Source organism: Kribbella sp. NPDC051718 (genome assembly GCF_040681515.1).
Taxonomy (GTDB): domain Bacteria; phylum Actinomycetota; class Actinomycetes; order Propionibacteriales; family Kribbellaceae; genus Kribbella.
Genome location: NZ_JBFAYZ010000006.1, coordinates 194083 through 206476, shown reverse-complemented (window position 1 = coordinate 206476; position 12394 = coordinate 194083). Strand labels below are relative to the sequence as shown.

The following is a 12394-nucleotide window of genomic DNA, read 5'->3' as shown; positions in this document are numbered from 1 at the left end:
CGCTATCGTCGAGTCGGTGAGTCAGTACTCGAACGAACGAAGCAAGCCCCGGATCGCCGTCGTCTTCGGCGGGCGGTCGAGCGAACACGCGATCTCCTGCATCACCGCGGCCAACGTGCTGCAGGTGATCGACCGGGACAAGTACGACGTCGTACCGGTCGGTATCACCGCCAGCGGCCACTGGGTGCTGGAGAGCGGCGACCCGGAGCATCTGTCGATCACCGACGGCAAGCTGCCCGAGGTCGACGTGACCGCGATGCCGGTCGTGTTCAGCGGGGATCGCGAACTGGTAGTCCACGAACCCGGCGAGGTGCCGAACACGCTCGGTGAGGTCGACGTCGTCTTCCCGCTGCTGCACGGCCCGTGGGGCGAGGACGGCACGATCCAGGGCCTGCTGGAGATGTCGGACATCCGGTACGTCGGTTCGGGCGTGCTGGCCAGTGCCGTCGGGATGGACAAGCACTACATGAAGGTCGTCTTCGCGGCCGCCGGACTCGAGGTCACGCCGTACGTCGTGATCCGCGACCGCGACTGGAGCCGCGACCCGGAGTCCTGCCGTGCGGCGGTCGACAAGCTCGGCTACCCGGTCTTCGTGAAGCCGGCCCGGGGCGGGTCCAGTCTCGGGATCAGCAAGGTGAACAGCCTGGACGAGCTGGACGGGGCAGTCGCCGAGGCGCGCGCGCACGACCCCAAGGTGCTCGTCGAGGCGGCCGCCAAGCACCCGCGGGAGATCGAGGTCGGGGTCCTGGGCGGGCTGAACGGCGCCCCCGCGACGGCGAGTGTCTGCGGTGAGATCGCGGTCTCGGGTGGCGGGCACGAGTTCTACGACTTCGAGACCAAGTACCTGCCGGAGGGCGACGAGTTCGCGGCGTTGTCGATCCCGGCCGACCTGCCCGACGAGATCGCGGCGGAGATCCGGGCGCAGGCGCTGACCGCGTTCGACGCGATCGAGGCCGAGGGGCTGGCGCGGGTCGACTTCTTCCTCGACGAGGACCAGCGGGTGATCATCAACGAGATCAACACCATGCCGGGCTTCACGCCGAAGAGCATGTTCCCGCAGGTGTGGGCCGCGTCGGGCGTCGACTACAAGGAACTCGTCGACCGGCTGCTCGCCCTTGCGCTGACCAGGCCCACCGGTCTGCGCTGAGAGCTGCCCTGAAGGGCACACCTCGGGTTGAGCGGCCGGACGTCGGCCAGGTGGTGGTTAGCCTTCGAAGATGAGGCCGCGGGGGCGAGGCACTGGGGTATTGGCTGTGGGGGCGGGCGTTCTGCTGCTCGTCGTGATCGCTTCGGCCGCTGGGAGTGTGCGGCCGTTCGACGGACGCAACAACCAGTGGAGCCTCGAGCCGCACCCGCCTCGCAACACCGTCGCCTCGGGCCCGAGTACCGGTGGTGACATCGAGTTGTGGTGGGGGCCGTTCTGGACGGCGTTGCTCTACCTCGTGGGCGCGCTGGTCGTGCTGGTGCTGATCCGGTTGATCTACCAGGTCGCCACCGCGCCGCGCTCGAAGAAGCGTCGCGCCGAGAAGCCGTCGCCGACGAAGTCCGAGCGGCTGGCCGAGGCGGTGGATCAGGGTCTCCGCGCTGTCGAGCGCGGTACGCCGACCGATGCCGTGATCGCCTGCTGGGTCGGGCTCGAGGACGCCGCCGAAGCAGCCGGAGTACCGCGGAACGAGGCCGAGACGCCCGCCGAGTTCACCGTCCGGGTGCTCGCCGTGGACGGCGTGTCGGCACCAGATCTTGCCGCGCTGGCTGAGCTCTACCGCGAGGCCCGGTACTCCGCGCACCCGTCGTCGGAGGCTGCGCGGGCCGAGGCGCGGGCCGCATTGACCCGCCTGCGCGCCGACCTGACCGTCAGCTCGAACTGGCTTGGGCAGCCTTCCCGTTGAGGTAACGCTGCTGCGGCAGGCTGGTGGTCAGCGTCGCCGCCAACTCGTACGCCGCCCGCGCGCCGCCCAGGTCGCCGGACATCTCCAGCAGATGGGCTCGCACGGCATGCAACCGGTGATCCTGAGCGATCCGTTGATCGACCTCGATCTCACCGAGCAACTCCAGTCCCCGCTCCGGACCTTGCGCCATCGCCACCGCGACGACATGGTTCAGCGCGACCATCGGGTTGTCGCTCAGTTGCAGCAGTACCTCGTACAGCGCGACGATCTGCGGCCAGTCGGTATCGCTCCAGGACGGTGCCTCGCCATGAACGGCAGCGATCGCCGCTTGTAACTGATACGCGCCGACCGGCCCTCGGGGCAGCGCTTCGGTGATCAGCTCGACACCTTCGTCAAGGCTGGCCCGGAGCCAGAGTGAGCGGTCCTGTTCGGCCATCGGGATCAGCTCACCGTTCACACCTGTCCGGCCGGGACGGCGAGCGTCGGTGAGCAACATCAGCGCGAGCAGACCGGCCACCTCACTGTCATCGGGCAGCAGCGTGTGCAGCATCCTGGCCAGCCGGATTCCTTCGGCCGCCAGCTCGACCCGCTGCAACTCCGGCCCGGCCGTACTGGCGTAGCCCTCGTTGAAGATCAGGTAGATGACCTTCAGCACGGCCTCCAGGCGTTCGCCGTGGTCCGATGGCAGCGAGAACCGGGCCCCGGCATCCCTCACGCTTTGCTTGGCCCGGGTGATCCGCCGGGTCATCGTCGCCTCGGGAACGAGGAAGGCACGGGCGATCTCGGTCGTGGTCAGGCCGCCGACCGCGCGCAGGGTGAGCGCGATCTGGGAGGCGGCAGACAGCGCTGGATGGCAACAAAGGAACAACAGGATCAAGGTGTCGTCGGACTCCTCGACCGGCTTGTCCGCAGCCGGTGCCAGCCATTCATCGGGCAGCACCCACTGCGAGACCGTGTCCTCCCGTCTGTGCTGTGCCTGCTCCCTGCGGAGCAGGTCGATCAGCCGCCGGGACGCGACGGTGATCAGCCAGGCACGCGGATCGTCCGGACGACCCTGCTCCGGCCACTGTCGCGTGGCCGTGAGCAGAGCCTCCTGGACAGCGTCCTCCGCGGTGTCGAAGTGCCCGTACCGCCGGACGAGCGCCCCCAGGACCTGCGGCGCCAGCTCCCGCAGCAGCTCCTCCGCCACCGGCTCGGCCGACAGCGGCTCGGCCGACACCGGCTTCTCCGACACCGGCTCGGTCATCAGCCGGCCAAGTCCTCCTGGCCTTCCGCGATCGGCCGGATATCGGCGTATGCGGTGGCCCGGACGAACTCCGGCGCGGGGGTGTCGGCCAGCCGAGCGGCGATCTCGGTGGCGCGGTCGAAGCTCTCGCACTCGACGATCCAGTAGCCGGCCAGGACTTCTTGCGTCTCGGCGTACGGACCATCCGTCACCACCGACGCGCCGTCCTTCGAGCCGAGCCGTCTGGTCAGCACGGGCGCGGCGAGGGCGCGCGTCTCGACGAGTTCGCCGGACTCGGCCAGGTCGGCGTTGAACTTCTCCATGAACGCGCCCATCGCGGCGAAGTCCTCGCCCGTCCAGGCTGGCTTGCCAGTGTCCTTGCCGCCCATGCCGTCGTAGTCCTGCTGCGAGGCGTAGGTGAGGATCATGTATTTCATCGGTGTCTCCCGTCTCCTGGCACCAACTCTGGTGCCTGTCACCAGTTACGTCGATGCCCTCAACCGGAACCGGACGTGCACTCGCACGGAACTTTCGCGCAGCTCAGGTGCAGGGAGTGATGAGGGTGTTGTGGGCCTTGACGGCGTCGGATACGTCGGTGAGGGCGTTGGCCTCGGGGGCGTACTTGCTCGGGACGGCCAGCTCCAGGTAGACCTTGCGGCCGATGGTCGTGAACAGATAGCCGTTGGTGACCTGTTGGGCGTACCAGCCGACGCCGTTCACCTCGAAGCACTGCGACTGGGCCTGCGCCATCCCCGCCGGCGGGGCGACGCCACAGGTCACCTCGATCGCCGGATCCCCGTACGCCGTGGTCAGCGCGCTGGCCGGCTCGGCCTTGCGGCGCTTGGCGTCGAGCACCTTCGCGGGCATGGCCCGGATGAGCGCAGTACAGGCGTCAGCGACCTCTGGAGCAGGTGACGGCACGGCGATCTCGACCGGCCCGGGAGAGCAGCCGGTCAAGGCCAGCCCGAGCATGACGACGGCCAGCGCGACTCGTGGGCGGACGCGCCGGCCGGGTACGGCGGCGATCGGGGTCAGATGTGGACGACGGGGCACGTCAGCGTGCGGGTGATACCGGGCACGTTCTGCACCTTGGCCACGACCAGCTTGCCCAGTTCGTCGACGTTGCGAGCCTCGGCGCGGACGATCACGTCGTACGGACCGGTCACGTCCTCGGCCAGGGTGACGCCCTGGACCTCGGCGATCTGCGCTGCGACGTCGGCCGCCTTGCCGACCTCGGTCTGGATCAGGATGTAGGCCTGGACCACCACGTCGTTCTCCACTCAGTCGTCCTCAGCTGGTCGGGACCACAGTACTGCGCAAGGGTCCGGCGTACTCGTCGTTGCCACGTCACCGTACCGCCTAGCGTCCTGAGCCGGTAGTCACGTCAGCACGGTGCGGCGTGACTACCGGCTCAGGACGCTTAGACTCGCCCCTGGCATATGGGAGGTCTGTTGACGTGACAGAGACGTTGGGAAGCACGGGTGAGTTCGGCTTCATCGAAGCCGCCACCAAGAGCCTTCCCCAAGGTGAGGACGTCCTGGTCGGACCGGGCGACGACGCGGCCGTGGTGGCCGTGCCGGACGGCCGGATGGTGATCACGACCGACCTGCTGGTGGAGGGCCGCCACTTCCGCCAGGACTGGTCGTCGGCGTACGACGTGGGCCGCAAGGCCGCCGCGCAGAATCTGGCCGACATCGTGGCGATGGGTGCGCGGCCGACCTCGATCGTGGTCGGCTTCGGCGGGCCGGCCGATCTGCCGACCGCCTGGGCGCTGGAGCTGCAGCAGGGGCTCGGCGACGAGTGCGAACTGCTCGGCGTGAGCATCGTCGGCGGCGACACGGTCCAGTCGGACAAGATCATCGTCTCGGTCACCGCCTTCGGTTCGCTGGACGGCCGTCCTCCGGTACTCCGCTCAGGCGCGCGCCCCGGCGACGAGGTGGCCGTCGCCGGCCGACTGGGCTGGGCCGAGGCAGGCTTCGCCGTCCTCAACCGTGGCTTCCGGTCGCCCCGAACCGTCGTCGAAGCACACCGCCGCCCCGCACCCCCGTACGCCGAGGGCGTGCGCGCCGCGCTGGCCGGAGCCTCCTCCATGTGCGACGTCAGCGACGGCCTGCTCGCTGACCTCACCCACATCGCCGTGGCCAGCGAGGTCCTGATCGATATCCGCTCAACCGCCCTGACCATCCCCGAGCCTCTCCAAGCAGTAGCCGCCGCCACCGGCGCCGACGCCCTCGCGTTCGTCCTGACCGGCGGCGAGGACCACGCCCTGGTAGCCACCTTCGAACCAGCCGACGTCCCCGACACCTGGACTGTCATCGGCACAGTTGCCGTCGGCAACGAGGACCACCCGTCCGGCACAGTCACCGTCGACGGCCAGCCGTATGCCGGCACCACCGGCCACGCCCACTTCCGGAGCTGAGGAGCTGTTATGAACGCCGCGCCGCCGCGGGTGCTCACCGTCGCCGGGTCCGACTCCGGTGGGGGTGCGGGGATTCAGGCTGATCTCAAGGCGATGTTGGCCACTGGGGTGCATGGGATGAGCGTGATCACGGCGATCACGGCGCAGAACAGTCTCGGGGTGGAGGGGGCTTGGGAATTGCCGGCCGAGCAGGTGGTGGCGCAGTTCCGGAGTGTGGTGGACGACATTGGGGTGGACGCGGTGAAGACGGGGACGTTGGTGTCCGCCGGGATGGTTCGGGTGGTGGCGGGATTGTTGCGGACGTTGCCTGCCGGCGTACCGGTGGTTGTTGATCCGGTGTCGGTGTCCAAGCACGGGGACGCATTGCTGGCGGAGGACGCGATGGTGGCGGTGCGGGAGGAGATCGTGCCGCTGGCTACTGTGCTTACGCCCAACCTGACGGAGCTCGGGCCGGTGGCTGGGGTTGAGTTGCGTAGTGTCGAGGACCGTGAGCCGGCGGCGAAGGTACTGCTTGATGCCGGCGCGTCCTGGGTGCTGGTGAAGGGTGGGCATGACAGCGGGTCGTCGGCTGTCGATGTGCTGCACGGGGACGGAGTACGGATGGAGTTCAGTGCGCCGCGTGCCGATAACCGGCACACGCACGGGACCGGGTGCACACTGGCGAGCACCATCGCGTCGTACCTGGCCCGCGGGTACGACGTACCGGCTGCTGTCGGCGCTGCGAAGGACTACATCAGTGGGGCGGTGGCTGCCGGTTTCGCGCTCGGTGGTGGGATCGGGCCGGTGGACCACGCGTGGGAGTTTCGAAACAGGAGTGATCAGTGACCAAGAGCCGCCCCCCGGTGGACGGACTGTGCGACGAATGCGGCTTCAACTACGACACGGGTGACCTGCAGGGCACGGTGACGACGCTGATCCGGCAGTCGGCCGAGAGCAGCATGGCGTTGACCAAGGCCGCTGCTGGTAAGGACCCGGGTGTGGTGCGGGTGCGGCCGGAGCCGGAGGTCTGGTCGGCGATCGAGTATGCGTGCCATGTGCGCGACGTACTGGAGACGCAGCGCTTCCGGATCGCGCAGTGCCTGGCGGAGGACCGGCCGGTGTATGCGCCGATGGATCGGACCGGGCGGGTGAAGCAGGAGAAGTACGAGGATCAGGACCCGATGGAGGTGGCGGCCGCGCTGATGCGGTTCGCCCGCGAGTTCGGTGCCGCGGCGCGGGTGCTGACGCCGCCGCAGCTGGGCAAGCTCGGCCTCTACAACTACCCGGTACGAGCGCCCCGCTCGCTCGGCTGGATCATCCGCCACACCGCCCACGAGATCCAGCACCACCGCCACGACATCATCAAAATCCTCGCCGTCCTCGAACCCCCGATCATCCCGGCCCCCAAGCCCGACCCAGCTGCCGAGGAGGGCGAGACCATAGAAGGTCAGTCCGAGGAGGTTGCAGAGGCCGAGGACCAGGCGGCCGGCGAGAGGGACTGAGCTCGGCCGAGGGTCCGCTTGAGCCAGGCGGTCCTGGTACGCCGTGCTTCGGTCGACAACCCGGCCTGTGGGAAGACGGCGTCGGAGCCGTGGAAGGCGCCGGACCAGATGTGTAGGTCGGCTTGGCCGCCGGCTGACCAGATGCGGGTGGCGTAGTCGACGTCCTCGTCGCGGAAGACTTCGGCGGTGCCGGCGTCGATGTACGTGGCGGGTAGGCCGGAGAGGTCGTCGGCCAGGGCGGGGGAGATGTAGGGCGAAGGGTCGGTACGGCCGCCTAGTACCGATTGCCAGGCGAACTCGTTCTTCTCGCGGGTCCAGATGCCGGGCTCACCGGCGTACTGGCGGCTGGAGACTGTGATGCCGCGGTGGTCGAGCATGGGGCAGATCAGGATCTGGGCGGCGATCGCTGGGCCGTGGTGGTCGCGGGCCATCAGGGTGATGCCTGCCGTCAGCCCGCCGCCCGCGCTGGTGCCGGCGACGATGATGCGGGCCGGGTCGATGCCCAGCTCGTCGGCGTGGGCGGCGATCCACTGCAGGCCGAGGTAGCAGTCGTCGACGAGTGTCGAGCCGTTGGCCTCGGGTGCCAGGCGGTAGTCGATCGACACGACGACGGCGCCGAACTCCTCCAACTACTCCAGCGGAATGTCGATCTGCGACAGCCGATCGCCCATCACCATCCCACCTCCGTGCATCCAGTAGATGCAGGGCGCCGCCGCGTCGGCGTCAGCTGGGGCGAAGATCGAGAGCGGGAGTTGAGCGCCGTCGGGCGTGGGGATGGTGAGCTCGCGGTGTTCGACGGTACGGCGGCCGTAGAAGGTCTCGGGCGGGGGCGATGGGTACTGCCGGATCTGGGCCAGCAGGTCGGGAGTGAGTGTGGTGGTGAGCGGCATCGTGGTGAGGAGGTCGCTCAGTTCTGGGTCGACTCCAGGGCGCGGCAAGGTCATCGGTCAGGTCCTTTGGCTTGGGGGGGAGGTCAGAGCGCGGCCTTGCCGCCGACTGGGATCTCGTCGGCGTACTCCGAGTCGGCGACGAGTTGCTGGATCCTGGCGGTGAAGGCCTTTGCCTGCTCGGAGTTGAAGAAGCGGCTGTGGGCTTCTTCGGTGCTCCAGCCCTCGGTCACGTGGACGACGTCGGGGTTGCTTGCCGAGCGGCCTACCAGGAAGACGATGCAGTCGTCATTGGGCAAGCTGGGGGCGGTCAGCAGGGCGGCGATGAGTTCGTCCGCCTTGCCGGGCTGGGCGGTCATGGTGGCGTGGAATCCGTGGGTGATCTTCATGACTGAAGTCTTTCGCCCCGACCCCTGCGGACGGTAGATCTATCCTCTTGACCTCTTGCCTGATCCGATCAGAATCAAGAGAATCGGTCACTCCAGTGAGCTAGCGCGCTCTCGCTGGTGATGTGGTCGAGGGCGACGGCGGCGGCGCCTCGGAGGGCGCCGGTCTGCTGGTGGGTCGAGTCGAGTACTGCGGGCGGGCTGGCGCGGTGGAAGGTCATCAAGCCGTCCGAGTAGGCGGTGCTGAAGACTGCCGGGGCAGCGGCTCGCAGGGGGACGGCTAGGCCGCCGAGGGTGACGACCTCGGGGTCGTGGGCGTTGACGAGCCCTGCGATGCCGGTGGCGAGCGCTGCGGTTACCTTGGCGACGGCCCGGCTGATTGGGCGTTCGTCGAGCCGCTGAAGCAGGGCCTCGGCGTAGCTGTAGGGGTCGTCGGGCTCGGGCTCATGGAGGTGCTCCGCTAGCGCCCGCCCGTCGATCTCCAGGTCCCAGCAGCCGCGGGCTCCGCACGGACAGGTGCGACGCCGGTCGCCGAACGGAATGTGGCCGTACTCGCCGCCGGCTCCAGTGGCCCCGCTGGCCGGGCTGCCGTCGATGATCAGGGTGCCGCCTATCCCTACCTCGACGATGAGGTGCAGGGCAGTACCTGCGCCCGCTGCTGCTCCGGTGCGCGCTTCGGCGACACCGCTGAGAGTTGCGTCGTTGCCGACGAGCAGGGGGAGTCCGGAGCCGGCTACCACTGGGCTCAGGTCGACGGTGTTCCATCCGAGCGTCGGGGCTTGCATGAGGTGGTCCTCGCGGACCGTGCCCGCTACGGCGAGGCTGACGGCTAGCAGGCGATCGCCGTACTGTTCCTTGGCCCTGTCGACTCCTGCCCGGAGTGCGGCCAGTACTGCGGCCAGTACTGCGTCCGGCCGCCGGCTGCGGTGCCGGGTGGACTGCTGGTCGAGCAGTACGCCGTCCAGGGTCGCGGCTGCGCTTCGCCAGCCTGCTTGGCGTAGTTCCATGGCGAGTACTACCGGGCCCCGCGGATGCGGGCGTAGTACGGTCGTCGGCCGGCCGCGGCCCTGGCTCGGGGCGGGGGTCTCGGTGAGTAGGTGGAGGTCGCGGAGGCGGGCGGTGACCTCGGTGGTCGAACTGGTGCTCAGGCGGAGCTCGCGGGCCGCGGCTGCCCGGGTGATACCTGGCTGGCGCGCGATGAGGCCGAGGACGTCGGTGGCTGTCTGCCACTGGCCGCGTCGGGCTGCCGGTTTCACGCCGCCTCTTGCCGTCATGGGACCTTCCTGGCTTATGCTCGGAGTACGAGTTTAATGGAGGCGTCGATGGAGTTGGGGCAACTGCGGGCCGTGTTGTTCGACATGGACGGCACTCTGGTCACCTCGGACGCGTCTGTCGAGCGCGCGTGGACGACCTGGGCGGCGGAGTACGGCGTGGACCCGGCGGAGGTTCTCTCGCAGGCGCACGGCGCGCCCGCCGAGTCGACCGCCGACCGAATGCTGCCGCACCTCGATCGGGCTGGCCGGTCGGCGGCAGCCCTCCGACAGATGGAACTCCAGTACGACGACCTCGCCGACGTGGCCGCCGCCCCCGGAGCCTTCGAGCTGCTCGCCTTACTTGACCGCCGCGGCCTCCCCTGGGCAGTAGTCACCAGCGCCGACCACCGTCTCGCCAAGGCCCGCCTCGGAGCCGCCGGCATCGAGCCGCCGCTCCTCGTCACCATCGAAGACATCACCCACGGCAAACCCAACCCCGAGGGCTACCTCCACGCCGCTGAGTTGTTAGGTGTCGATCCCCGCTACTGCCTGGTCGTAGAAGACGCCGAAGTCGGCCTAGCCGCCGGCCGCGCCGCCGGCGCGACGACCGCCGCCCTGAAGGGCCTGGACGGCGACCTCCACCTCGAAGACCTACACCAGCTAGCCGACTCCTTGAACCGGACGGGGGAGTGACCACCCGCCGAGAAGCAACAGCCGACGCAGCTGCGACCCCGGGAGAGGGGTCCGGGGGACCTGTCGGCCCGGACGAGCTAGCGCGGCTCGGCGGTCAGGTGGAGCCGGCCGGCTCTGGGCTGGCGGCAGCAGGCCGGGTTGGCGAGGGCGCAGCGACGGGTGGTGGGCAGGCGCTGGCCGGGAGCCCGGGAGCGGGCGGGTCGGGTGCGGCCAGTGGCGTGGGGGTGGGCAGGCCTGGCGATGGCGCCGTGCTGGGTGGGCGGCTGGTGGTTTCGGTTGGGGTTGAGATTGGGGTGGGGCTTTCGGCGTTGGGGTTTTTGTTGGCTGGGTCGGGTGCGTGTGTGGCGGTGTTGGGGCGGGATTTGGGGGTGTCGGCTGAGCGGTTGGGGGTGTTGTCGTCGGCGTTTGCGGTGGGGTTGCTGGTGGTCGCGGGGGTGGGGCCTTGGATGCTCAGAGTTGTTGCGATCGGGGTGGTGTTGCGGATCGGGGCGGTTGTTTGTGCGGCGGGTGGGGTGCTGATTGCGGTGGCGCCTAGTTATGGGCTGGCGATTGCGGGGGGACTGGGGGTCGGGCTGGGTGGGGCGTTGCTGATTTTGATTGCGCCGTTGTTGCTGAGTGGGCCGACCGCCGCTGCCCGGCTCACGAGGGTCAACGCGTTCTCGAGTGCTAGCGGGATCCTGGCTCCGCTGGCGATTGGGGCGGCGGACAAGGTGGTGTCCACGGGGCGGTTGGCGATGCTTGCGGCGGTACCTCCGTTGGTGCTCCTGGCCGTGATCGCCCGGCCGGGCGCGACTCACCAGCAAGCGGCCGCGGTGCCGCAGCGGTTGGAGCGGCGGGTGTGGGTGCAGGTGGGGCGCGGGTGGGCTCGAGTGGTGCTGGCGGTCGCGGTGGAGTTCTGCTTTGTGATCTGGGCGGTGGCTCGACTGTTGGATTCGGGGCTGACCATCGCCGGCGCCGCCTTGCTGGGCAGTGCGTTCCCGATCGGTATGGCGGTAGGGCGCGCAATCGGGCCGGTACATCTCCGCGGCTGGTCCCCGATCGTGCCGGGCGGTCTGCTGGCGATCGCCGGGACGATACTGGTCAGCTTGTTCGGTACTCCGGCAGTCGTCACAGCAGGCCTCGTCCTAGCAGGCATCGGCGTCGCCCCGCTCTACCCGGTCACCCTGGCAGCCCTAGTAGCCACCCCAGGACTCAGCTCAGCCCGCCTCGCCGCCCTAGGCGCCTCAGCATCCGGTGTAGCCATCCTGCTGGCGCCAGCCGTCCTCGCCGCACTAGCAGGCGTGGTCGACCTCCGGACAGCCTTCCTCATCACCCTGCCGCTACTTGCCGCCCTGTTCCTCGCCAGCCGCCCCTTGAGCAGCGGTCACGAAGACACTGTCAGCCCGTAGCGCCCCAGCAGAGAACGCAACACCTCAAGGCCTTCCGAGAGGTCGTACAGCTCAGCATGCAACCCAGCCTCCCGCGCACCGTCGATGTTGGGCTGGTTGTCGTCGATGAAGAGCGTGGTCGAGCCGGGCTGGTCCACCGCGGCCAGGATCGCCTTGAAGTAGGCGGGATCCGGCTTGGCCAGCCCGAGGTCGCAGGAGTAGAAGCTCTGGTCGAACCAGTCACCGTAGTGCCGCTCGTCGTTCATGATCGCGCGCCGGTACGACTGCTGGTTGGTCGCGAGATGGCAGCCGACCCCAGCCGCCCGCAGCTCCTGGATCCACCCGACCACCACCGGCTCGGCCTCGAACCGGTGCCACAGCTGAAGTACCTCGTCCACCGACGCGCTGGACGACCACCGCTCGAGCACCTCGGCGACTGCCTCCCGGAAGTCGCCCTTGCCGGCGATCGAAGGCCGCTCGGACACCATCAGGTCGAGCACGAACTCGTCGGCCGCCTCAGGCGGTACGAACCCGGACAGCGTCCCTCGCCAGTCGACGGTGGGGCGCTGGATCACTCCATCGGCGTCGAACAGAACTGTGTCGATCTCTGCAAGCGGCATGGCGTCCATCCTGTCAGCCGGCCGGTCGGCCGAGACTGATCGGGCCAAGGAGTGGGCGGGCCCAGGATGAGCCCTTGACCGGTTCAGTTGGTATGCGCTTACCTTAAGCATGTCCGAACATTTGTGGACAACTTCTGGCGAAAATGAACACGAGTACTCCCCAACCGGTCGGTG

The 12394-nt window shown here is 68.9% G+C and carries 16 protein-coding genes; 7 read left to right on the top strand and 9 right to left on the bottom strand.

The annotated features are described in order from the left end of the window. Nucleotides 1–16 precede the first annotated feature (16 nt). Both AB0M15_RS23565 and AB0M15_RS23560 read left to right on the top strand, forming a co-directional pair. Nucleotides 17–1147 (top strand): D-alanine--D-alanine ligase family protein, encoded by a 1131-nt coding sequence (locus AB0M15_RS23565; protein WP_363822843.1) that lies wholly within the window; start codon nucleotides 17–19, stop codon nucleotides 1145–1147. A 70-nt stretch (nucleotides 1148–1217) separates the two neighbouring features. Further along, on the top strand, nucleotides 1218–1889 hold the full coding sequence (locus AB0M15_RS23560; RefSeq protein ID WP_363822840.1) for a DUF4129 domain-containing protein: 672 nt from the start codon (nucleotides 1218–1220) through the stop codon (nucleotides 1887–1889). On the opposite strand, the gene AB0M15_RS23555 is transcribed toward AB0M15_RS23560, so the two are convergent. The 4 genes from AB0M15_RS23555 to AB0M15_RS23540 form a co-directional block, all read right to left on the bottom strand. Next, nucleotides 1855–3135: a sigma-70 family RNA polymerase sigma factor gene (locus AB0M15_RS23555; protein ID WP_363822837.1), complete on the bottom strand. Its 1281-nt coding sequence runs from the start codon at nucleotides 3133–3135 to the stop codon at nucleotides 1855–1857. The genes AB0M15_RS23560 and AB0M15_RS23555 overlap by 35 nt on opposite strands. Beyond that, nucleotides 3135–3551 (bottom strand): YciI family protein, encoded by a 417-nt coding sequence (locus AB0M15_RS23550; protein ID WP_363822834.1) that lies wholly within the window; start codon nucleotides 3549–3551, stop codon nucleotides 3135–3137. The genes AB0M15_RS23555 and AB0M15_RS23550 overlap by 1 nt, the downstream gene beginning before the upstream one ends. A gap of 103 nt (nucleotides 3552–3654) precedes the next feature. Beyond that, on the bottom strand, nucleotides 3655–4167 hold the full coding sequence (locus AB0M15_RS23545; protein ID WP_363822831.1) for a DUF3515 domain-containing protein: 513 nt from the start codon (nucleotides 4165–4167) through the stop codon (nucleotides 3655–3657). Further along, the gene (locus AB0M15_RS23540; protein ID WP_040455366.1) at nucleotides 4146–4379 is read right to left on the bottom strand and encodes an Lrp/AsnC ligand binding domain-containing protein; all 234 of its coding nucleotides are present in this window, start codon (nucleotides 4377–4379) and stop codon (nucleotides 4146–4148) included. The genes AB0M15_RS23545 and AB0M15_RS23540 overlap by 22 nt, the downstream gene beginning before the upstream one ends. Nucleotides 4380–4570: 191 nt before the next feature. On the opposite strand from AB0M15_RS23540, the gene AB0M15_RS23535 reads away from it, so the two are divergent. From AB0M15_RS23535 to AB0M15_RS23525, 3 genes are read left to right on the top strand one after another with little or no spacing between them, the layout of a single operon-like run. Further along, nucleotides 4571–5533 (top strand): thiamine-phosphate kinase, encoded by a 963-nt coding sequence (locus tag AB0M15_RS23535; RefSeq protein ID WP_363822824.1) that lies wholly within the window; start codon nucleotides 4571–4573, stop codon nucleotides 5531–5533. A gap of 9 nt (nucleotides 5534–5542) precedes the next feature. Further along, nucleotides 5543–6358: a bifunctional hydroxymethylpyrimidine kinase/phosphomethylpyrimidine kinase gene (gene thiD / locus AB0M15_RS23530; protein WP_363822821.1), complete on the top strand. Its 816-nt coding sequence runs from the start codon at nucleotides 5543–5545 to the stop codon at nucleotides 6356–6358. After that, entirely contained in the window at nucleotides 6355–7014 is a 660-nt protein-coding gene (locus tag AB0M15_RS23525; RefSeq protein WP_363822818.1) for a DinB family protein, read from the top strand. The genes thiD and AB0M15_RS23525 overlap by 4 nt, the downstream gene beginning before the upstream one ends. Here AB0M15_RS23525 and AB0M15_RS23520 read toward each other — a convergent pair. From AB0M15_RS23520 to AB0M15_RS23505, 4 genes are all read right to left on the bottom strand, one after another. Beyond that, nucleotides 6960–7643, bottom strand: a complete 684-nt coding sequence (locus AB0M15_RS23520; RefSeq protein ID WP_363822815.1) for an alpha/beta hydrolase — start codon at nucleotides 7641–7643, stop codon at nucleotides 6960–6962. The genes AB0M15_RS23525 and AB0M15_RS23520 overlap by 55 nt on opposite strands. Then, entirely contained in the window at nucleotides 7644–7958 is a 315-nt protein-coding gene (locus AB0M15_RS23515) for a hypothetical protein (protein ID WP_363822813.1), read from the bottom strand. Between the two features lie 29 nt (nucleotides 7959–7987). After that, nucleotides 7988–8290, bottom strand: coding sequence for an antibiotic biosynthesis monooxygenase family protein (locus tag AB0M15_RS23510; protein ID WP_363822810.1), 303 nt, complete (start codon nucleotides 8288–8290; stop codon nucleotides 7988–7990). Between the two features lie 74 nt (nucleotides 8291–8364). Then, nucleotides 8365–9561, bottom strand: coding sequence for an ROK family transcriptional regulator (locus tag AB0M15_RS23505; RefSeq protein WP_363822806.1), 1197 nt, complete (start codon nucleotides 9559–9561; stop codon nucleotides 8365–8367). Between the two features lie 48 nt (nucleotides 9562–9609). Between AB0M15_RS23505 and AB0M15_RS23500 the strand changes: the two genes are divergently transcribed. Beyond that, a complete protein-coding gene (locus AB0M15_RS23500; protein WP_363822804.1) occupies nucleotides 9610–10233 on the top strand; it encodes an HAD-IA family hydrolase in 624 nt (207 codons plus the stop codon). Next, nucleotides 10230–11621 (top strand): MFS transporter, encoded by a 1392-nt coding sequence (locus AB0M15_RS23495; RefSeq protein WP_363822802.1) that lies wholly within the window; start codon nucleotides 10230–10232, stop codon nucleotides 11619–11621. Before AB0M15_RS23500 ends, AB0M15_RS23495 begins: the two co-directional genes overlap by 4 nt. Here the strand turns inward: AB0M15_RS23495 and AB0M15_RS23490 are convergent. Next, a complete protein-coding gene (locus tag AB0M15_RS23490) occupies nucleotides 11597–12220 on the bottom strand; it encodes an HAD-IA family hydrolase (protein WP_363822799.1) in 624 nt (207 codons plus the stop codon). The two genes, AB0M15_RS23495 and AB0M15_RS23490, sit on opposite strands and share 25 nt — an antisense overlap. Nucleotides 12221–12394: the final 174 nt, after the last annotated feature.